The organism is Klebsiella sp. ME-303 (assembly GCF_007910085.1).
Taxonomy (GTDB): Bacteria; Pseudomonadota; Gammaproteobacteria; order Enterobacterales; family Enterobacteriaceae; genus Klebsiella; species Klebsiella michiganensis.
Map to the genome: position 1 here is coordinate 1 of NZ_VOJB01000096.1, position 22,128 is coordinate 22,128.

15 protein-coding genes are annotated in these 22,128 nt (G+C 55.8%); 3 read left to right on the plus strand and 12 right to left on the minus strand.

The window, feature by feature from the left end:
* From FQK12_RS23270 to cysJ, 4 genes are all read right to left on the minus strand, one after another.
* Positions 1 to 1,152, minus strand: a 1,152-nt coding sequence (locus tag FQK12_RS23270) for a CRISPR-associated endonuclease Cas3'' (protein ID WP_146295775.1), incomplete at its 3' end; no start/stop codon positions are given.
* A gap of 195 nt (positions 1,153 to 1,347) precedes the next feature.
* Positions 1,348 to 2,082, minus strand: a complete 735-nt coding sequence (gene cysH / locus FQK12_RS23275) for a phosphoadenosine phosphosulfate reductase (RefSeq protein WP_014226592.1) — start codon at positions 2,080 to 2,082, stop codon at positions 1,348 to 1,350.
* 98 nt (positions 2,083 to 2,180) lie between these two features.
* On the minus strand, positions 2,181 to 3,893 hold the full coding sequence (gene cysI / locus FQK12_RS23285) for an assimilatory sulfite reductase (NADPH) hemoprotein subunit (protein WP_014226593.1): 1,713 nt from the start codon (positions 3,891 to 3,893) through the stop codon (positions 2,181 to 2,183).
* Positions 3,893 to 5,692, minus strand: a complete 1,800-nt coding sequence (gene cysJ, locus FQK12_RS23290) for an NADPH-dependent assimilatory sulfite reductase flavoprotein subunit (RefSeq protein ID WP_014226594.1) — start codon at positions 5,690 to 5,692, stop codon at positions 3,893 to 3,895. Before cysJ ends, cysI begins: the two co-directional genes overlap by 1 nt.
* Before the next feature lie 430 nt (positions 5,693 to 6,122).
* Between cysJ and queD the strand changes: the two genes are divergently transcribed.
* The gene (gene queD / locus FQK12_RS23295) at positions 6,123 to 6,485 is read left to right on the plus strand and encodes a 6-carboxytetrahydropterin synthase QueD (protein ID WP_004853637.1); all 363 of its coding nucleotides are present in this window, start codon (positions 6,123 to 6,125) and stop codon (positions 6,483 to 6,485) included.
* Positions 6,486 to 6,542: 57 nt separating this feature from the next.
* Here queD and queE read toward each other — a convergent pair whose 3' ends face one another.
* Positions 6,543 to 7,214: a 7-carboxy-7-deazaguanine synthase QueE gene (queE, locus tag FQK12_RS23300; RefSeq protein ID WP_004124321.1), complete on the minus strand. Its 672-nt coding sequence runs from the start codon at positions 7,212 to 7,214 to the stop codon at positions 6,543 to 6,545.
* Between the two features lie 460 nt (positions 7,215 to 7,674).
* Between queE and FQK12_RS23305 the strand changes: the two genes are divergently transcribed.
* Positions 7,675 to 8,784, plus strand: a complete 1,110-nt coding sequence (locus tag FQK12_RS23305) for an SDR family oxidoreductase (protein WP_014226595.1) — start codon at positions 7,675 to 7,677, stop codon at positions 8,782 to 8,784.
* Positions 8,785 to 8,850: 66 nt separating this feature from the next.
* Here the strand turns inward: FQK12_RS23305 and eno are convergent, their stop codons facing one another.
* The 5 genes from eno to rlmD form a co-directional block, all read right to left on the minus strand.
* Positions 8,851 to 10,149 (minus strand): phosphopyruvate hydratase, encoded by a 1,299-nt coding sequence (gene eno, locus FQK12_RS23310; protein WP_004105008.1) that lies wholly within the window; start codon positions 10,147 to 10,149, stop codon positions 8,851 to 8,853.
* A gap of 80 nt (positions 10,150 to 10,229) precedes the next feature.
* Positions 10,230 to 11,867, minus strand: coding sequence for a glutamine hydrolyzing CTP synthase (gene pyrG, locus FQK12_RS23315; protein ID WP_004105009.1), 1,638 nt, complete (start codon positions 11,865 to 11,867; stop codon positions 10,230 to 10,232).
* 227 nt (positions 11,868 to 12,094) lie between these two features.
* Positions 12,095 to 12,886 (minus strand): nucleoside triphosphate pyrophosphohydrolase, encoded by a 792-nt coding sequence (gene mazG, locus FQK12_RS23320; protein ID WP_014226596.1) that lies wholly within the window; start codon positions 12,884 to 12,886, stop codon positions 12,095 to 12,097.
* A 68-nt stretch (positions 12,887 to 12,954) separates the two neighbouring features.
* Positions 12,955 to 15,192, minus strand: coding sequence for a GTP diphosphokinase (relA, locus tag FQK12_RS23325; protein WP_004853643.1), 2,238 nt, complete (start codon positions 15,190 to 15,192; stop codon positions 12,955 to 12,957).
* Positions 15,193 to 15,289: 97 nt separating this feature from the next.
* Entirely contained in the window at positions 15,290 to 16,633 is a 1,344-nt protein-coding gene (gene rlmD, locus FQK12_RS23330; protein ID WP_014226597.1) for a 23S rRNA (uracil(1939)-C(5))-methyltransferase RlmD, read from the minus strand.
* A gap of 122 nt (positions 16,634 to 16,755) precedes the next feature.
* Between rlmD and barA the strand changes: the two genes are divergently transcribed.
* Positions 16,756 to 19,509: a two-component sensor histidine kinase BarA gene (barA, locus tag FQK12_RS23335; protein ID WP_014226598.1), complete on the plus strand. Its 2,754-nt coding sequence runs from the start codon at positions 16,756 to 16,758 to the stop codon at positions 19,507 to 19,509.
* A 49-nt stretch (positions 19,510 to 19,558) separates the two neighbouring features.
* On the opposite strand, the gene FQK12_RS23340 is transcribed toward barA, so the two are convergent.
* Positions 19,559 to 20,698 carry a glycerate kinase gene (locus FQK12_RS23340; protein ID WP_014226599.1) on the minus strand — a complete coding sequence of 380 codons (1,140 nt, stop codon included), beginning with the start codon at positions 20,696 to 20,698 and terminating at the stop codon, positions 19,559 to 19,561.
* A 71-nt stretch (positions 20,699 to 20,769) separates the two neighbouring features.
* On the minus strand, positions 20,770 to 22,110 hold the full coding sequence (gene gudD / locus FQK12_RS23345) for a glucarate dehydratase (protein WP_014226600.1): 1,341 nt from the start codon (positions 22,108 to 22,110) through the stop codon (positions 20,770 to 20,772).
* Between the last annotated feature and the right edge of the window lie 18 nt (positions 22,111 to 22,128).

The following is a 22,128-nucleotide window of genomic DNA, read 5'->3' on the forward strand; positions in this document are numbered from 1 at the left end:
CTCATCGGGTTCTTCTGAACCCGATAAATCTCCCGACCACAAAGACTGATTGAAGCGATCCATTAATCCACGTGCGCTATGCGCCAGCACCAGGCTTGGCCGTGAACCGGGTTGATACAACGCCAGCCAGCTCTCCGACATACGATCGAACATGGCATTCGCCGTCGCCATCGTCGGCAGACCAAAATAGAGCCCCTGCGCCTTTCCCGTAGCCATCAGGCGATGTGTCAAAATAAGCGCAGCCTCTGTTTTTCCAGCACCAGTCACATCTTCAAGAATAAATAATTGCGGACCTTGTTTATCAATATCCAGCTCAAGCGCTTTTTGCTGTAATGGGGTTGGCTGTTGAATAAAGGGAAATAACGCCGTTATTCCGCTAAAAGAGGCAACGTCAGGGGAAGGCGGGAAAACGGTCACGGCTACTTTCGCTTTAACCAGCGCATGTTGTTGCCAGTATTCATCGACCTCCATCGATTTTGTAATTCGGGGGAAATATTGGGTTGAAGAACCAACCCAGTCAGCCAGTACTATCGCAGCGGAAATAAACCATGAGAGATGTTTAAAAAGCGCAATACCGTTATCATCATCCCAAAAATCAGGAATCTCAATCAGTGGAAATAATGATTTAACCCTGGTAAGAAAATCACGGGCCGCTTCTTTATCCTGCTGACGAAAATTTTTTAGTTCTGTTACTGAAGAAGGCGGTCGCCCATGATGTCCTGTCGTAAGGGGCATCCAAAGCGCAATGACGCGCTTTAACTTCCGAGCAGAAAGAGGGGATTCGGGGAAAAGTTCCGCGCACTCGCTTAAATAATCTTTCCAGAGCCAATACCCCAGGGTCGCATGCGGGATGGCTTCATAATATTTTATATATTCGTCCTGCGCATTTAACTCTTCATGACGATAAAGCTGCTGAAAAGAGTGGGCAAACTTTCCAATATCATGCCAGCATAATAGCCATGCAAAAAATTGTGCCGCCTGAACTCTATGATGAAGCCCCAGTTTGTTAAGATAATCATTAATGCCATGGATATTATGCTGCACCATCCAATAGCCAACGGCTGCAACATCCAGAGAATGCCAGCACAGCAAGTGATAATCATCACCGCCATCATCCTCTCCACGGCGGGATTTACCCCAATAATTGAACATTATCTCTATTATTCCATTTAGCAGGCGTATTTATTCAAGTATGTTCACACTGCAAAATAAGAGAAATGATTTACATCAAAAATATTTTATCTTTGCGATGAAATTGATAACAAATATCAATTATTAATAATTATAAAGACATCAAATCATTAATTAACAATTCAGGAAAAAATCCCGGCAGCGCCGGGACTCATCTTAGCCTTCGTGCAGCCCGCACTCTCTTTTCAGGCCAAAGAAGCGCGTTTCTTCCTCCGCCATCCCCGGCTCCCATTTCCGGGTGGTGTGGGTATCCCCCACCGACAAATAGCCCTGATCCCACAGCGGGTGATACTTCAGGCCGTGCTTTTGCAGATACTGATAGACGGTACGATTATCCCAGTCGATGATCGGCAGCACCTTAAACACGCCGCGCTGGATCGCCAGCACCGGCAGGTGGGCGCGGCTGCCGGACTGCTCGCGGCGCAGGCCCGCAAACCAGGTTTGCGCATTCAGCTCTTCCAGCGCCCGGTTCATCGGCTCAACTTTGTTAATATCATTGTACTTTTCAATACCCTCAACGCCCTGCTCCCACAGCTTACCGTAGCGCGCCTCCTGCCAGGCGGCGCTCTCCTTCGCCCGATAGATCTTCAGGTTCAGATTGAGTTTGTCCGTTAACTCGTCGATAAACTGGTAGGTTTCCGGGAACAGATAGCCGGTATCGGTCAGAATGACCGGAATATCCGGGCGCACCTGATTGACCAGATGCAGGCTCACCGCCGCCTGAATACCAAAGCTCGAAGAGAGCACATATTCGCCTGGCAGGTTTTCCAGCGCCCACGCGACGCGCGCTTCCGCGCTCAGCTTTTCCAGCTGGCTATTGGTTTCCGCCAGTTGCAAAACACGATCGACCTTCGGTAATGCGTTCAGCGCGTTTAGATCGAGTACGGACATAAGAACCTCGCTTGCCTGTTTCGCCGGGCGGTACTGCGTTTGCCCGGCCTACAAAACCCACAGGCCCGGATCGCTGCTCGCCACCGGGCACCTGGATGTTATTCCCAGAAATCACGGGCTGGGTCGAGCACCGGGCGAATGATGCCCGCACGCACCGTAAAGTCGCCGAAGCCTTCACCCGCTTCGCGCTCTTTCGCCCAGCGCCCTACCAGTTCGTCGATCGAATCGAGAATTTCCGACTCGGTAATGTTTTCCCGATACATACGCGGAATACGCGTCCCGCTGCGGTTGCCGCCAAGGTGCAGGTTATAGCGGCCCGGCGCTTTACCGACCAGCCCCACTTCCGCCAGCATCGCGCGGCCGCAGCCGTTCGGGCAGCCGGTAACGCGGGTAACGATATGCTCGTCGCCAACGCCATGTTTGCTCATCAGCGCCTCGACTTTATCGATAAACGACGGGAGGAAACGCTCGGCTTCCGCCATCGCCAGCGGGCAGGTCGGGAACGACACGCAGGCCATAGAGTTTTCGCGCTGCGGCGTGACGGCATTCATCAGGCCGTGATCGCGGGCCAGCTTCTCGATCTTCGCCTTCTGATCTTCCGGTACGCTGGCAATAATCAGGTTCTGGTTCGCCGTAATGCGGAATTCGCCTTTGTGGATCTTCGCAATCTTCAGCAGGCCGGTTTTCAGCGGGCGACCCGGATAATCAAGGATACGACCATTTTCAATAAACAGCGTCAGATGCCAGTTATTGTCGATACCCTTCACCCAGCCGATACGATCGCCGCGGCCGGTGAATTCGTACGGACGGATCGGCTCAAACTTGATGCCCGCCCGACGTTCCACTTCCGCCTTAAAGGTCTCAACGCCAACGCGTTCGAGGGTGTATTTGGTTTTCGCATTTTTACGATCGGTACGGTTACCCCAGTCGCGCTGGGTCGTGACCACCGCTTCCGCCACCGCCAGAGTGTGCTCCAGCGGCAGATAGCCAAACTCGCTCGCCGTACGGGCGTAGGTTTTCTTATTCCCGTGCTCAATCGATAAACCGCCGCCGACCAGCAGGTTGAAGCCGACCAGCTTGCCGTTTTCGGCGATGGCCACGAAGTTCATATCGTTCGCGTGCAGATCGATATCGTTCTGCGGCGGGATCACCACGGTCGTTTTGAACTTACGCGGCAGATAGGTCTGACCGAGGATCGGCTCTTCATCGGTGGTGGCGACTTTCTTCTGATCCAGCCAGATCTCGGCGTAGGCGCGCGTGCGCGGCAGCAGGTGCTCGGAGATCTTCTTCGCCCATTCGTAGGCTTCAGTATGCAGCTGGGACTCGTACGGGTTAGAGGTACACAGCACGTTACGGTTCATATCGTTGGCGGTGGCCAACGCGTCCAGCCCGACCGAATGCAGCATCTGGTGCACCGGCTTGACGTTCTTCTTCAGAATGCCGTGGAACTGGAAGGTCTGACGGTTGGTCAGACGGATACTGCCGTAGATGGTGTTATCGGCGGCGAATTTATCGATCGCCTGCCACTGTTTGGTGGTGATCACCCCGCCCGGCAGGCGGCAGCGCAGCAGCATCGCGTGACGCGGCTCCAGCTTCTGCGCCGCGCGCTCGGCGCGGATATCGCGGTCATCCTGCTGGTACATACCGTGAAAACGGATCAGCAGAAAGTTATCGCCTTTAAAACCGCCGGTCAGGCCGTCGTTCAAATCTTCCGCAATGGTGCCGCGCAGGTAGTTGCTTTCGAGCTTCATGCGCTCGGCGTCAGTCAGTTTACCTTCGACCACCAGCGGGCCTGGATGTTTTTCGCTCATTAGTAGACATCTCGCTGATAACGGCGCTCAACGCGCAGCTCACTTAAAAATTCGTCCGCCGCTTCGGCGTCCATCGCGCCGTATTCGGCAATCACTTCCAGCAACGTCTGCTCAACGTCTTTTGCCATACGATTGGCATCGCCGCAGACATAAATATGGGCGCCGTCGTTAATCCAGCGCCACAGTTCGGCCCCCTGCTCGCGCAGCTTGTCCTGAACGTAGACTTTTTGTTGTTGATCGCGGGACCAGGCCAGGTCGATGCGGCTCAGCACGCCTTCTTTGACGTAGCTTTGCCACTCCACCTGATAAAGGAAATCTTCGGTAAAGTGCGGGTTGCCGAAGAACAGCCAGTTCTTCCCTTCCGCGCCTTCCGCCGCGCGCTGCTGCATAAAAGCGCGGAACGGCGCGATGCCGGTGCCGGGGCCAATCATGATCACCGGCGTCTGCGGGTTGGCAGGAAGACGGAAGTTATCGTTATGCTCGATAAAGATGCGCACTTCGCCATCTTCTTCGACGCGGTCAGCCAGGAAGCTGGAAGCGCCGCCGGCCCGAGCGCGGCCTTCGATGTCATAACGCACCACGCCAACGGTGACGTGGACTTCGCTTTCCACTTCCGCCTGCGAAGAAGCGATCGAGTACAGTCGCGGCGTCAGCGGGCGCAGCAGGTCGACCAGCGCCTGGGCATCCAGCTGCGCCGGGGAGAAACGCACCATATCGACAATCGGCGTGGTCGCGGCGTAATGCTGGAGCTGTGCCTTATCGCCCACCAGCGGCAGCAGGGATTCGCTGCGGGTTAAGGTGGCATAATTTTCCACGATGTTACCGGTGTTGACCGTCAGCTCAAAGTGCCACTCCAGCGCTTCGGCGAGCGGCAGCGTTTTGCCGTCAACCGTGACCGGCTCCTCGCCCGTCAGCCACAGCAGCTCTACCAGCTCTTTCACCAGAGCCGGATCGTTCTGGTACCAGACGCCCAGCGCATCGCCCGGCTGATAGCGCAGGCCGGAGTCGCCGAGGTCGATTTCAATATGGCGCACATCTTTTTCAGAATCGCGACCGGTAATTTTTTGATTCACCGCCAGCGTCGCGGTCAGCGGCGCTTCTTTGGTATACGGGCTGGTGTGGATCTCGTTCACCGCCCCGCTGGTTACCAGCTGAGACGGGGCGGCGGCAGGGGCGCGCGCTTTCAGCACCTCAACCACCCGAGCGCGCCATTCGGCGGCGGCGGCCTGATACTCTACATCAGCATCAACCCGGTCGAGCAGGCGTTCGCCGCCCAGCTCGGCCAGCTTATTATCAAAATCTTTGCCGGACTGGCAGAAGAATTCATAGGAGGTATCGCCGAGGCCAAACACGGCAAATGCGGTATCGGTCAGCTTCGGCGCCTTCTTCGAGAACAGGAACTTATGCAGCGCGACGGCTTCTTCCGGCGGCTCACCTTCACCCTGCGTTGACGTCACCACGACCAGCAGCTTTTCGGAGGCAATTTGTTTGAATTTATAGTCGCCTGCGTTGACCAGCTTCACGTTCAGCTGCGCGGCCTGCAGATCGTCGCGCAGCGCTTCAGCGACGCGGCGGGCGTTGCCGGTTTGCGATGCCGAAATCAGGGTAATAGACGGTACTTCAGCCGCCTGGGCTGGTGCAACAACCGCCGCGCCGGGCTGCTGGTTCAGCACCCCCCAAAAATAGCCGGAAACCCAGGCCAGCTGGGTGGGCGTGAAGTCAGTCGTGGCCGCCTGAAGGCGCGCCATTTGCTCCGGACTCAGCGGTAGCAAATTGGAAGGTGGGGCCTGTGTCGTCATGCGTTGTTATGTTCCAGTAAGCAAAGCTGTGATTCACGCCCTGTCAGCGTGATAAACAGAAGATAATGTATTTACTCTAAATAATTCGAGTTGCAGGCAGCGACACAGCGCCCATCAGGGCAAAGCCCAAGGCTGGGCCGAGTTATTGCCAACGCACATGCGGCTCGAAGTATGACGAGTGAGTAGGTTAACGGTGCAAATAGTAACAACTAAATAAAGGATGGAAATAACAAATAACCAAATGGACTAACCTGTTTTAGTTATAGTTATTAACAACAAAATCGATTAAATAAGCCCATGAAATATAGGCAATTAATTTGAACAGGCTGGATGAATGTGGCTATTTTCCGCTCAGGGCCGTTTTAGTTAATGCGAAAAAATGTGCTTTCCGGTACCCTACGGCGGTTTTTTGCCATATTGAGAAGAAAAGATGTCCACCACGCTGTTTAAAGATTTCACCTTTGAAGCCGCTCACCACCTGCCGCACGTGCCGGAAGGTCATAAGTGCGGTCGCCTGCACGGCCACTCTTTTATGGTGCGCCTGGAGATTACCGGTGAAGTCGATCCCCATACCGGGTGGATCATGGACTTTGCCGAGCTGAAGGCCGCGTTTAAACCCATCTACGATCGCCTCGACCATTACTATCTGAACGATATTCCCGGGCTGTCCAATCCGACCAGCGAAGTGCTGGCAAAATGGATCTGGGAGCAGATGAAACCGCGGGTACCGCTGCTGAGCGCGGTGATGATCAAAGAAACCTGCACCGCGGGCTGCGTTTATCGCGGCGAGTGATAGTGCCTTTAGCTGAATAAGCCCCTGATAGCCCTGCGCTATCAGGTTTTTTTTATATCACGCGATATTGAGGTACTTGTGCGTCTGCATCGACAAGCGCCAGTTGCGGGCGATACAGGTTTCGATGCACAGGCGCGTCGCGTCATCTTTCTGGCTAATCGGCTGAAGCGCGATGATACGCGGCTTTTCATCGGCCAGCGTTGCCAGCAGCTCATCCAGCGCTTCGATATCGCGCACGCGTCCAACCGGATGTTTAATTTCATCAGCCCGCTGTAGCGCCTGAGAGAGTACGTCATAGCCGCCGCGCATGTTTACCTTTGGCGACACCGTCACCCAGGTATGCGGCGTGCAGCGCACTTCATGGGTGCCGCTGGTTTCAATCTGGCAGCTAAATCCGTTTTGCTCCAGTAAAGAGGTTAACGGCGTTAAATCATGAATGCAGGGCTCGCCGCCGGTAATGACCACGTGGCGGGCCGTCCAGCCCTGACGCCCGATGATAGCCAGCAGATCTTCGCTGCTCGCCGGGCCCCATTTATCGCTCTCTTTGGTTTTTGCCAGAATGCTGAACAGCGACACTTCCCGATCGGCAAGCTTATCCCAGGTATGTTTGGTATCGCACCAGGCGCAACCAACCGGGCATCCCTGTAAACGAATAAAAATGGCGGGAACGCCGGTGAAGTAACCTTCGCCTTGCAAGGTCTGGAACATCTCGTTAATCGGGTACTGCATAATCATCTCTGCTTAGGGTTGTGAGCGCGCATTATCGCAGATTTGCCCGCGCAGATCTTGTCCCGCGCTGCGCCGCGTGGTGGGTAGAACCTAAACCTTAATGATAAACCTCCGGCAGCTGGCCGATTCCATTATCCCGCACCGGCTGATTTAATTAGTCTGATAATCATCAGGCGACTATTAAGCGGTACGGCTAAAATTTTTGGTGTAACAAAACATGTATAATCTTGAAAGCAAAAAATAAAATAACAAACTTAAAAATAATAAATTTCAACGATGTACAAATGGATACACGAAATAATGAATTTATTGTCATAGCTTAGGGTCAAATTCGATCCACGACGCTAAATCATCTTAAAATAACCTTAATAAACCGCACCTTATGTTCATTTTCCATTTAATATCCGTTTAATTTTCCGCGCCTAGAATCCAGTCAACCAACCATAATGAGACTGCATTCATGAATACATTATTAATTACTGGCGCGACCGGTTTTCTCGGTGGAGCAGTGTTAGAAAGCATTCTGAATAAAAAGAATGCGCCTAATCTATTACTGCTAGTTCGTGCAGATAATAGTGTAGCTGCCGTAGAACGGGTAAAGGAAAACCTGCGAAAATTCAATATTAGCGAAGAGAGATTAACGGTCCTGACGCCCGGCAACATTCTGCTGGGGGATCTGGCCAATCCGCAGCCCTTTCTCGACGACCCGCGCCTGAATCAGCTGACCCACGTGCTCAACTGCGCCGCCGTCGCCTCATTTGGTAACAATCCGCTTATCTGGAAGGTCAACGTCGAAGGTACGCTGCAGTTTGCCCGGCGGATGGCTCAGGTCAGCGGCCTTGAGCGCTTTCTGCACGTGGGCACCGCGATGTCCTGCTCGCCAGACCCCGATTCGCTGGTAGCGGAAAGCACGACGTTTCGTGAACGCGCCGAGCATCTGGTCGAATACACCCACTCTAAATCAACAATTGAGCGTCTCATGCGGCAGGAGTGCCCAACGCTACCGCTGGCGATCGCCCGTCCCTCTATTGTTGTTGGCCACACTCATCACGGCTGTCAGCCCTCCAGCAGCATCTTCTGGGTGTTCAGCATGGGGCTGATGCTGCAAAAATTTATGTGTTCGATGGAAGACCGCATCGATGTAATCCCCGTCGATTACTGCGCCGATGCGCTGCTGATGCTGCTTACCAGCCCGCTGGCGCGCGGAGAGGTGGTGCATATTTCCGCGGGAGAGGAAAACAGCGTAAGGTTTGCGGATATCGATAACGCGATGGCCTCCGCCCTCGAGCAGGCGCCGGTCGGCGATAAATACGCGCAGGTCAGCTATGAAACGCTGGTCAAAATGCGCCGTGAACTGAAGGCTATTTTTGGCCCCTGCAACGAACGGCTGATGCTAAAAGCCATGCGCCTGTACGGCGCCTTCGCCACGCTTAACGTACGATTCAGCAACGACAAGCTGCTCAGCATGGGTATGCCAAAACCGCCGCGCTTTACCGATTACATTGACCGCTGCGTACAGACCACGCGCGGGCTTTCTATCCCGCAGCAAATGGCGGTAGATTTTAAGTAGCCGCTTTTGCAGGTATAAAAAAAGCCAGCCCGAAGGCTGGCTTTTTCATATCAGATAAAGACAGGCTTATGCCTGACCTTTGATCTCTTTACGACCGTTGTACGGTGCTTTTTCGCCCAGCGCTTCTTCGATACGAATCAGCTGGTTGTATTTAGCAACGCGGTCAGAACGGCTCATAGAACCAGTTTTGATCTGGCCTGCAGCGGTACCCACAGCCAGGTCAGCGATGGTCGCGTCTTCAGTTTCGCCAGAACGGTGAGAGATAACGGCAGTGTAGCCAGCGTCTTTCGCCATTTTGATCGCAGCCAGAGTTTCGGTCAGAGAACCGATCTGGTTGAATTTGATCAGGATGGAGTTAACGATGCCTTTCTCGATGCCTTCTTTCAGGATCTTGGTGTTGGTTACGAACAGATCGTCACCAACCAGCTGGATTTTGTCGCCCAGTACTTTAGTCTGGTATGCGAAACCGTCCCAGTCAGATTCGTCCAGGCCATCTTCGATGGAGACGATCGGGTACTGTTTGGTCAGCTCTTCCAGGAAGTGGGTGAATTCTTCAGAGGTGAACGCTTTGTTGCCTTCGCCGGCCAGAACGTATTTACCGTCTTTGTAGAATTCAGAAGCCGCGCAGTCCATCGCCAGAGTGATGTCTTTGCCCAGCTCGTAGCCAGCAGCTTTAACCGCTTCAGCGATAACAGCCAGCGCTTCAGCGTTGGAGCCCAGGTTCGGCGCGTAGCCGCCTTCGTCACCAACAGCGGTGTTCATACCTTTAGCTTTCAGAACTTTAGCCAGGTTGTGGAACACTTCAGAACCCATACGTACGGCTTCTTTCAGGGATTTAGCGCCAACCGGCTGAATCATAAATTCCTGGATGTCGACGTTGTTGTCAGCGTGCTCGCCGCCGTTGATGATGTTCATCATCGGAACCGGCATGGAGTATTTGCCCGGGGTGCCGTTCAGCTCAGCGATGTGCTCGTACAGCGGCTGACCTTTAGAAGCAGCGGCAGCTTTGGCGTTAGCCAGAGAGACGGCCAGGATAGCGTTCGCACCGAAGTTAGATTTGTTTTCAGTACCGTCCAGGTCGATCATGATTTTGTCGATGCCAGCCTGATCTTTGGCATCTTTGCCAAGGATTGCCTGAGCGATCGGGCCGTTTACCGCAGCAACAGCTTTCAGTACGCCTTTACCCATGAAACGGGATTTGTCGCCATCGCGCAGTTCCAGCGCTTCGCGGGAGCCAGTAGAAGCACCTGACGGAGCAGCTGCCATACCGACGAAACCACCTTCCAGGTGTACTTCGGCTTCAACAGTCGGGTTACCACGGGAGTCGATGATTTCACGACCGATGACTTTAACGATTTTGGACATTAGGTTTTCCTCAGTACAAGTTAAACTAAAACTCCAGACAAACAATGCACCCGGATGGGTGCATTGCCGTTCTAACTCTTTTACTTCGCCTGACGCTTCTGGTACTCGCCTGCGGCTTTCACAAAGCCAGCAAACAGCGGATGGCCATCACGCGGCGTCGAAGTAAACTCCGGATGGAACTGACAGGCGACGAACCACGGATGGTTAGGCACCTCGATGATCTCGACCAACTGATCATCCCCGGAACGGCCCGCAATACGCAGGCCCGCATTTTCAATCGGCTTCAGCAACATATTGTTGACTTCGTAGCGGTGACGATGGCGTTCGGTAATGGTTGGCTCGCCGTACAGCTGGCGCACCAGGCTATCTTCAGCCAGCTGGCACTGCTGTGCGCCGAGGCGCATCGTGCCGCCGAGATCGCTCTTATCAGAGCGGACTTCGACATTACCGTCTTCATCACGCCATTCGGTAATCAGGGCCACGACCGGGTACTTACAGTCTGGCACAAATTCCGTTGAGTTGGCGTTTTCCATCCCCGCTACGTTGCGCGCGAACTCAATCAGCGCAACCTGCATCCCCAGGCAAATGCCCAGGTATGGAATGTTGTTTTCACGCGCGTAGCGCGCGGTGGCAATCTTACCTTCAACCCCGCGATAGCCGAAGCCACCAGGAATCAGGATAGCGTCTAAATTCTTCAGAATTTCGACGCCGCGCGTTTCCACATCCTGCGAATCAATCAGCTTGATGTTGACGGTGACGCGATTTTTCAGACCGCCGTGTTTCAGCGCTTCAATCACCGATTTGTAGGCGTCCGGCAGTTCAATGTACTTGCCGACCATACCAATGGTGACTTCACCTGCCGGGTTCGCTTCTTCGTAGATAACCTGTTCCCATTCGGCCAGGTTCGCTTCCGGACAGTTTAAGCTGAATCGTTTACAAATATAATCGTCCAGCCCCTGAGATTTCAACAGGCCCGGGATTTTATAAATGGAATCGACATCTTTCATCGAAATAACGGCTTTTTCCGGCACATTGCAGAACAATGCAATTTTGGCACGTTCGTTCGCCGGAATAGCGCGATCGGAGCGGCAGACCAGAATGTCAGGCTGAATACCGATGGAGAGCAGTTCTTTAACGGAGTGCTGGGTCGGCTTGGTTTTGACTTCACCCGCGGCGGCCATGTACGGCACCAGGGTCAGGTGCATAAACAGCGCGTTTTCACGACCGATATCCACCGCCAGCTGGCGAATCGCTTCAAGGAACGGCAGCGATTCAATATCACCAACGGTGCCGCCGATTTCAACCAGCACCACATCATGGCCTTCACCGCCGGCCAGCACGCGCTCTTTGATCGCGTTGGTGATGTGCGGAATAACCTGAACGGTGGCGCCCAGATAGTCGCCGCGACGCTCTTTGCGCAGGACGTCAGAGTAAATACGACCCGTGGTGAAGTTGTTGCGACGGGTCATCTTGGTGCGAATGAAACGCTCGTAGTGACCCAGGTCCAGATCGGTTTCAGCGCCGTCTTCAGTAACGAACACTTCCCCGTGTTGGATTGGGCTCATGGTGCCCGGATCGACGTTGATGTACGGATCCAGTTTCATCATGGTCACGTTAAGCCCGCGGGCTTCGAGAATGGCTGCGAGGGAAGCTGCGGCAATGCCTTTACCCAGAGAGGATACGACCCCGCCGGTCACAAAAATATAGTTCGTTGTCATGCTGAACCTGAGAAGTTAGGTTTAAAAGACGATGGAATAACCAGGACGGGAAAGCAGTATACCCGATCATGACTGACGCCACAAACTTTCATTATCCCTCCTTTTCATCAGGCCCACACAAACGCAGGGAGTGAGAAAATAGCCGCTTTTGGCGAAATGTTTTTGACGTAAATCAAGCGCTTGTTATTTAAAAAATCACACAAATAGCGCTTGATCACGAAAACTCTTTAGAGATCAGTTTCCTGGCGTTTTACTTCCTGCCACACCCGCTCCATGGTATCGAGGTCAACGCCGGTCATTTCCAGGCCGCGCGCGGCGACAATCCGCTCAACTTCGCGGAACCTGCGCTCAAACTTCAGGTTGGCTTTTTGCAGCGCAACTTCGGCTTTTACCCCTAAATGGCGGGATAAATTGACCGTCGCAAACAGCAGGTCGCCCACTTCCTCCTCCAGTTTAGCTTCATCCACCACGGCCTGCTGCGCTTCGTGCATCACTTCATCTATTTCTTCGTGCACTTTATCCAGCACCGGCCCCAGAGAGGTCCAGTCAAAGCCTACCGCCGAGCAGCGTTTCTGGATTTTATGCGCGCGCATCAGCGCCGGAAGGCTATGCGGGATGTCGTCCAGCGCGGAGTGCTGGGACTTTTCCGCTCGCTCAGCGCTTTTGATCTGCTCCCAGCGGGCCAGCACTTCGCTGCTGCTACCGGCGCTCGCCTCGCCGAAAATATGCGGATGACGGCGCTCCAGCTTGTCGCTGATGGCGGCGCAGATATCGTTAAAATCAAAGCGCCCCTCTTCCTGCGCCATCTGAGCGTAGAAGACGACCTGGAACAACAGGTCGCCCAGCTCACCGCGCAGATCGTCAAAATCTTCGCGGGCGATAGCGTCGAGTACTTCATAGGTTTCTTCAAGGGTATACGGCGCGATGGTGGCAAAGGTCTGCTCTTTGTCCCACGGGCAGCCGTTTTCCGGATCGCGCAGACGCCGCATAATGCCGAGCAGGCGTTCGATTTGAGTCATAAGTCTGTCCTGATAAAAAAATGCCGGGTGGCGGTAGCGCCTGACCCGGCTGACATAAGCGTGGGAGTTTATCCGCCGTGCAGACGACGGGCGTCGATGACGTCAGGTACCTGATTCAGCTTCGCCAGTACGCGCCCCAGCACCTGCAGGTTGTAGATCTCAATGGTCATATCGATCGTCGCCATCTGCTGTTTAGTATCGCTGCGGCTGGCAACGCCCAGCACGTTGACCTTCTCATTGGCGAGAATGGTGGTGATGTCGCGCAGCAGGCCGCTACGATCGTTGGCCTGGACGCGCACCACCAGCGAGTAGCCCGCCGAGTAGCTCTCTCCCCACACCGCGTCAACGATGCGCTCGGGAGCATGAGACTGTAGCTCCGCGAGCTGATCGCAATCCGCGCGGTGCACCGAGATCCCGCGGCCCTGGGTGATAAAGCCCACGATCTCGTCGCCGGGAATCGGCTGGCAGCAGCGCGCAATGTGGTGCATCAGATTGCCGACGCCCTCCACCACCACGCGACCATTGTCTTTGCTGCGATTCTGCGGAGCGTGGGTTTTCTGCTGCAGCTGCTTTAACGCCGCCGCATCCTGCTCCGCCGCGCTGGGTTTATTAAACTGCGCCTGCAGGAAATTAACCATCTGGTTGAGGCGAATATCGCCCCCGCCAATCGCCGCCAGCAGTTCGTCCTGCTCATTAAAGTTGTAGCGCGGCAGCAGATGCTTTTCCGCGTCCTTCAGGCTGATGCCCAGATGCTCGAGCTCATCATCAAGGATCTGTCGCCCGGCAAGAATATTCTTGTCGCGATCCTGCTTGCGGAACCAGGCGTGAATTTTGGAACGCCCGCGGCTGGTGGTGACGTAGCCAAGGTTCGGGTTCAGCCAGTCGCGGCTGGGGTTGGGCTGCTTCTGGGTGATGATTTCAATCTGGTCGCCCATCTGCAGCTGATAGGTGAACGGCACAATACGCCCGCCGATTTTCGCCCCGATGCAGCGGTGGCCGACATCGCTGTGTATATGGTAGGCAAAATCGAGCGGCGTCGAACCCGAAGGCAAATCCACCACGTCGCCCTTCGGCGTAAAGACATAAACCCGGTCATCAAAGACCTGGCTGCGCACCTCATCCAGCATCTCGCCGGAATCGGCCATCTCTTCCTGCCAGGCGATCAGTTTACGCAGCCAGGCAATGCGATCTTCATAACCGCGCCCGCCGCTGGCCGCTGCGCTGGCGCCCTCTTTATACTTCCAGTGCGCGGCCACGCCCAGCTCGGCATCTTCATGCATCTGGCGGGTACGGATCTGAATTTCAATGGTTTTTCCGCCGGGGCCAAGCACGACGGTATGAATTGACTGGTAGCCATTAGGCTTGGGATTGGCGACGTAATCATCGAACTCATCCGGCAGATGGCGGTAATGAGTATGCACGATCCCCAGCGCGGCATAGCAGTCCTGCAGGCGCTCGGCGACAATACGCACCGCCCGCACGTCAAACAGCTCGTCGAAGGCGAGATGTTTTTTCTGCATTTTGCGCCAGATGCTGTAGATATGCTTGGGACGCCCGTAGACCTCAGCCTTGACGCCCTCGGTTTTCATTTCCGTGCGTAAATGGCTGACGAATTCATCAATATAATGTTCACGATCGATGCGCCGCTCGTGTAACAGCTTAGCGATTCGCTTATATTCCGCCGGATGCAGATAGCGGAAGCAGTAATCTTCGAGCTCCCACTTCAGCTGGCCGATCCCCAGGCGGTTGGCCAGCGGCGCGTAAATATTGGTACACTCTTTTGCCGCCAGTACGCGCTCATCTTCCGGCGCATCTTTCACTTCACGCAGATGGGCGATGCGCTCGGCGATTTTAATTACCACGCAGCGGAAGTCATCGACCATCGCCAGCAGCATGCGGCGAATGTTGTCCACCTGTTCAGAGGAGACCGAATCCGTATGGGTGGCTTTAAGCTGGCGTATCGCGGCCATGTCCCGCACGCCGTGGATCAGGGTGACGACCGATTTCCCGACGCTCTCCTGCATGATCTCTTCGCTGACGACGTTGCCGTCCGCCAGCGGGAAAAGCATCGCCGCGCGCAGCGTATCGATATCCATGCTCAACATGGAGAGAATTTCCACCATCTCCACGCCGCGCCATAGCAGGAGATCGGCCTGCGGATGCCCCTGCGTTTTCTCTCGACAATAATCCCAGGTTTCGGCTAAGCGTTCACACGACTGCTGGCTGGAAATTCCCAGACTCGCGATCCATTTCTTCGGGTCAAATTCACCAGCTTTATTTAAATGTGCACTTCTTACCGCAACCATTGTCCTCTCCTTAAGGGACCGCCTGCCGAAGTCGGCAAGCCTCAACTTTTACACTTCATCCTTCAAACCGCGCCAACGCTGGCGTTCGTCTTTTATCTCAGTCACCTGCTTCTGAGGATGCCGCTTCACTGCGATTTGAATGATTCTTGTGCTCAAACAACACCATTGATTCCAGATGTCCGGTATGCGGGAACATATCGAGCATCGCCAGGCGTTGAATGGTATATCCCGCCTGCAATAAAACGTCGCTATCGCGCGCCAGGGTCGCCGGGTTACATGAAACATACACCACCCGACGCGGCGCTAATTTTATAATATGTAACATAACGCCCGCCGCGCCGGCGCGCGCCGGGTCGAGCAAGACCTTATCAAAACCGTGCTTCGCCCACGCCTGGCGGGTAACGTCCTCTTCCAGGTTCTCATGGAAGAAAGTCACATTATGCAACCCGTTCAACGCCGCGTTCTCCTGGCCCTTCGCCACCAGCGCGGGAACCCCTTCAACGCCAACCACCTGCGCCGCACGCTTCGCCAGCGGCAGGGTAAAGTTGCCCATGCCGCAAAAGAGGTCCAGCACGCGATCCTGAGGCTGGATATCCAGCCATTCCAGCGCCGTGCGCACCATCAGCTGGTTTACGCCATCGTTCACCTGGATAAAATCGCGCGGACTGAACACTAAGCGTAGACCGTCCGAGGTATACCAGGGGGCTTCCCCGCGAATATGTTCCAGTATCTCGCTTTGCGGGGCGAGGTACAGGGAAAGACCGTGAGATTGCGAAAAACGTTCCAGCTTTTCTTTATCTGCCGCGGGAAGCGCCGCCGTATGGCGCAATACCATCAGCGGGCCGTTATCCGCCTGCACCAGCTCAACGTGGCCAAGCTGACGCACCGATTTCAATTCGCTAAGACATTCACGTACCGCAGGCAATAACGCACCAAGAGTGGGCACCAAAACGGGGCACTGCACCACATCGACGATCTCGCTGGCGTTAGCCTTGCGGAAGCCCATCTGTAATTGTTGGGACTTTGGCTGATAATTCAAGCTCAGACGCGCCCGGCGGCGATAGCCCCACGGCGAAGCGGCTATAATGTCATCAACGTCGCGCTTCATCAGCCTCGCGAGCGCGGCGCGTTTGCTCTGCTGCTGCAGCTCAATGCTGGCGTGCTGCTGCTGGCACCCGCCGCAGATGCCAAAATGCGGGCAGCGCGGCGCCTGCCGCTGCGGGCTATCGCTAAGACGGCGTTTAACCTGGGCGCGGGCGTACTGCTTTTTATCTTCGACCACAACAACGTCAGCCTGCTCCTGTGGCAATAAACCGCTGATAAACAGCGCCTTACCCTGATGACGCGCAACGCCCTGGCCGAAGGGGTCAAGGTCATTTACTGTAACGGTTATGATCTGGCGCGTCGTCACACGCCGTTTTGCAGAGTAGAATTGCGCCATCGTAGAGATTTGTCTCAATTAAATATACTGACTCTGGATAAGAGTTCGGTCAGGATGAGCCAGAGTAACAACGCACTAGCCTCCTGAAAGATGATGTGTATATTCTCCCATAATGGAACCGCATGACCAACTACAGCCTTCGTGCCCGCATGATGATTCTTATTCTGGCGCCTACCGTTCTGATCGGTCTGCTGCTCAGTATTTTCTTCGTCGCACACCGCTATAACGACCTACAGCGCCAGCTGGAGGATGCTGGCGCCAGTATTATCGAACCGCTGGCGGTCTCCAGTGAATATGGCATGAATTTGCAAAACCGCGAGTCAATCGGGCAGCTCATCAGCGTGCTGCACCGCCGCCACTCCGATATTGTGCGCGCCATTTCCATCTACGACTCGCACAACAGGCTGTTTGTCACCTCTAACTTTCAGCTCGATCCCGGCGAACTTCAGCTGCCAAAAGGGGAACCCTTTCCCCGCCGCCTGAGCGTGGTGCGCCACGGCGATTTGATGATTTTGCGTACCCCTATTATCTCGGAAAGCTATTCACCGGATGAATCGCCGGGAAGCGATGCCAAGATGCCGGACAATATGCTGGGCTACGTGGCGCTTGAGATGGATCTCAAATCGGTGCGGCTACAGCAGTACAAAGAGATCTTTATCTCCAGCGTGATGATGCTGTTCTGTATCGGTATTGCGCTGATCTTCGGCTGGCGGCTGATGCGCGACGTGACCGGGCCGATCCGCAATATGGTGAATACCGTTGACCGCATCCGCCGGGGCCAGCTTGATAGCCGCGTCGAAGGCTTTATGCTCGGCGAGCTGGATATGCTGAAAAACGGTATCAACTCCATGGCCATGTCGCTGGCGGCCTACCACGAAGAGATGCAGCATAACGTCGATCAGGCGACATCGGATCTGCGGGAAACGCTTGAACAGATGGAAATCCAGAACGTCGAGCTGGACCTGGCGAAAAAACGCGCGCAGGAAGCGGCGCGAATCAAATCCGAATTCCTCGCCAATATGTCTCATGAACTGCGCACCCCGCTCAACGGCGTCATTGGCTTTACCCGCCTGACGCTGAAGACCGACTTAAACACCACCCAGCGCGATCACCTGACGACCATTGAGCGTTCCGCGAATAATCTGCTGGCCATCATTAACGATGTTCTGGACTTCTCTAAGCTCGAAGCCGGGAAGCTTATTCTGGAGAGTATTCCGTTCCTGCTGCGCACTTCGCTGGACGAGGTGGTCACGCTGCTGGCGCACTCGGCGCACGATAAGGGGCTGGAGCTGACGCTGAATATCAAAAACGATGTGCCGGATAACGTCATTGGCGACCCGCTGCGCCTGCAGCAAATTATTACCAACCTGATGGGCAACGCCATTAAGTTTACCGAACACGGCAATATCGACGTGCTGGTGGAACAGCGCGCCATCAGCAACTCAAGGGTACAAATTGAAGTCCAGATCCACGATACCGGTATCGGGATTCCTGAACGCGATCAGTCGCGTCTGTTCCAGGCGTTCCGCCAGGCCGACGCCAGCATCTCCCGTCGCCACGGCGGAACCGGACTTGGGCTGGTCATCACCCAGCGGCTGGTGAAAGAGATGGGCGGCGATATCTCCTTCCATAGCCAGCCTAATCGCGGCTCGACGTTCTGGTTCCATATCAGCCTTGACCTCAACCCCAACGCGGTTCCCGACAGCGTGCCAACCCAGTGCCTGGCGGGTAAAAAGCTGGCCTATATCGAGGCCAACGCGGCGGCGGCGCAGTGTACGATGGAGCTACTGGCGACAACGCCGCTGGAGGTGGTTTACAGTCCGACGATGACCGCCCTACCGGATGCTCACTACGATATCCTGCTGGCCGGCATTCCCGTATCAATACGTGACCTGAGCCAGCATCGCGATAAGCTGGAAAGAGCCAGCAAGCTTGCCGATCACCTGGTGCTGGCCCTGCCGTGCCACGCCCAGGTCAGCGCCGAAACGCTGCGTCAGGACGGCATTGCCGCCTGTTTGCTTAAGCCACTGACCTCAACGCGCTTACTGCCGGCGCTGACGGCCTCCTGCCAGACGCAGCCGACGGTTCTGCCGCCGCGTTCCGATAGTAAGAAGCTTCCGATGACGGTCATGGCCGTTGATGACAATCCGGCGAATCTCAAGCTTATCGGCGCCCTGCTGGAGGATTTAGTCCAGCACGTTATCCTCTGCGACAGCGGCCAGCACGCCGTCGAGCGGGCCAGAGAAACGCAGCAGGATCTGATTCTGATGGATATTCAGATGCCGGAGATGGATGGGATCCGCGCCTGCGAACTGATTCACCAGCTCCCTCATCAGCAGCAAACGCCGGTGATCGCCGTGACCGCCCACGCCCTGGAAGGGCAGCGAGAGAAATTACTCAGCGCGGGGATGAACGACTATCTGGCGAAACCCATTGAGGAGGATAAGCTCTACAGCCTGCTGCTGCGCTACAAGCCGGGAAAGACGCTACCGCCGCAGGTCGCCGCGGAGCCTGTTGAGCCGCCCGTTAACCATGACATCACCCTCGACTGGCAGCTGGCGCTGCGTCAGGCGGCGATGAAACCAGATCTGGCGCGGGAAATGCTGCAGATGCTGCTCGCCTTTATGCCGGAGGTGCGTAACAAGGTAGAAGAACAGCTGGTGGGAGAGCAGCCGGAAGGCCTGCTGGATCTCATTCATAAGCTTCACGGCAGCTGTAGCTATAGCGGCGTGCCGCGGCTGAAAAAACTGTGTCACACCCTTGAGAGCCAGCTACGCGCGGGCACCGCCGCCGAGGAGATGGAGCCGGAGTTTCTGGAGCTGCTGGATGAAATGGACAACGTCGCGCGCGAAGCCTGTAAGCTGTTGGGGATTTAGAGGATGTAAAACGCGAGCCCCGGTCTGCGCTTCGCGACCGGGGAAAAACCTATAATAGCCGGCCCATTTTCAGCACGGCGGCGACGTTTCTCGCCGTCATACGTACGTTTTCGGCGGCATTTTCCAGTGCTTGCTCCAGGGTGCAAACGGAATAAATCACGCTGAATACCGCATCCAGGCCGTGCTGATGCACGACGCCGACGTCAGCCGTCAGGCTCCCGGCAATGCCGATGACCGGCAGGTTGTAGCGTTTTGCCACCCTCGCCACGCCAACCGGCACTTTGCCGTGAACCGTCTGGCTATCGATACGCCCTTCGCCGGTGATCACCAGGTCCGCATCCGCCACGATATCGGCAAGATGGAGCGCATCGGTCACAATCTCAATGCCCGGCCGCAGCTTTGCGCCGCAAAAGGCGTACAGGCCCGCGCCCATTCCCCCCGCCGCGCCGCCGCCTTCAAGATGCAGCACATCAAGTTCTAAATCGCGATGGATAATATCGGCAAAATGGGCCAGCGCGTTGTCAAGGCAGGGGATCATCTCCGCCGTCGCCCCTTTCTGCGGCCCAAATACCGCCGTCGCGCCCTGTGGTCCCGTCAGCGGGTTGGTAACATCGCAAGCGACGTCAATACGACAGCCGGCCAGGCGTTTATCAAGTTCGCTAACGTCGATGCGCGCGAGGCTCTCCAGCGCGCGTCCGCCGGCGGCAATCTGCTGGTTATCTTTGGTCAGCAGTTTCGCCCCCAGCGCCTGCACCATCCCGGCGCCGCCGTCGTTCGTCGCGCTGCCGCCGATGCCGATAATAATTTGCCTCACTCCGGCATCCAGCGCATGGCGAATCAGCTCGCCGGTCCCCCATGAAGTGGTCAGCAAAGGATTTCGCCGCGCCGGCGGTACGCTCTCCAGGCCGCTTGCCGCCGCCATTTCAATAAACGCGCACTGCCTATCGCCCGACAGGCCATAGAAGGCCTCCACGGGTTCACCGAGCGGACCGGTGACGGTGACCGCAATCCGGCATCCCTGGGTCGCGGCAACCATGGCTTCAACGGTTCCTTCGCCACCGTCGGCAACCGGCAGCTTGACGTACTCCGCATCGGCGTAAATTTCCCGAAAACCTTGTTCTATCGCGGTTGCGACATCCAGCGCACTCAGGCTCTCCTTGTATGAATCCGGTGCGATCACTATCTTCATATGCTGTCCTTAAAATGAACGATTACCCGACGCCGTGCAGGAAACCGGTCCCCGAAGGGACCGGTATTTCTTTAGCGCACCATGCACGGACGCTTGTTATCAAACGTCCAGTTCGGGATCAAATACTGCATGCCCATCGCGTCATCGCGCGCGCCCAGGCCGTGTTTCTGGTACAGCTCATGAGCTTTCATCACCCGATCCATATCGAGCTCCACGCCCAGACCCGGTTTCGCCGGTACCTGTACCATCCCGCCTTTAATTTCAAAGGGCTCTTTGGTCAGACGCTGGTTACCCTCCTGCCAGATCCAGTGGGTGTCGATGGCGGTAATTTTACCCGGCGCTGCCGCTGCCACGTGGGTAAACATCGCCAGCGAGATATCAAAGTGGTTGTTAGAGTGCGAGCCCCAGGTCAGGCCAAACTCGTGGCACATCTGCGCCACGCGGACGGAACCCTGCATGGTCCAGAAGTGCGGATCCGCCAGCGGGATATCGACGGACTGCAGCGACAGCGTGTGGCCCATCTGACGCCAGTCGGTCGCGATCATATTGGTCGCCGTCGGCAGGCCGGTGGCGCGGCGGAACTCCGCCATCACTTCGCGTCCGGAGAAGCCCTGTTCTGCGCCGCACGGATCTTCCGCATAGGCCAGAGAGCCTTTCAGGTATTTGCCAATTTTGATCGCTTCATCCAGCGACCACGCGCCGTTCGGATCGAGGGTCACGCGCGCCTGCGGGAAGCGCTTCGCCAGCGCAACGATGGACTCCGCTTCCTCTTCCCCGGCCAGTACGCCGCCTTTCAGTTTAAAGTCATTAAAGCCATATTTCTCATACGCCGCTTCCGCCAGGCGCACCACCGCATCCGGGGTCATCGCTTCATCATGACGCAGGCGATACCAGTCGCATTTGTCATCGGGCTGGCTCTGATACGGCAGCGGCGTGGCTTTACGGTTGCCGACGAAGAACAGGTAGCCGAGCATTTCCACTTCGCTGCGCTGTTGGCCATCGCCCAGCAGAGACGCCACGTTCACGCCCAGATGCTGGCCCAGCAGGTCAAGCATCGCCGCTTCGATCCCGGTCACTACGTGAATTGTGGTACGCAGATCGAAGGTCTGCAAACCGCGTCCACCGGCGTCGCGGTCGGCGAAAGTATTGCGCACGGCGGTCAGCACGTTTTTATATTCACCCAGCGTCTTACCGACCACCAGCGGGATCGCGTCCTCCAGGGTGGTGCGGATTTTCTCTCCGCCGGGGATTTCACCGACGCCGGTATGGCCGGAATTATCTTTGATCACCACAATATTGCGCGTGAAGAACGGGGCGTGCGCGCCGCTCAGGTTCATCAGCATGCTGTCGTGGCCCGCGACCGGAATGACCTGCATAGAAGAAACAACGGGGGTCGAAAATTGTGCGCTCATAATTTAGTCCTTATTCAA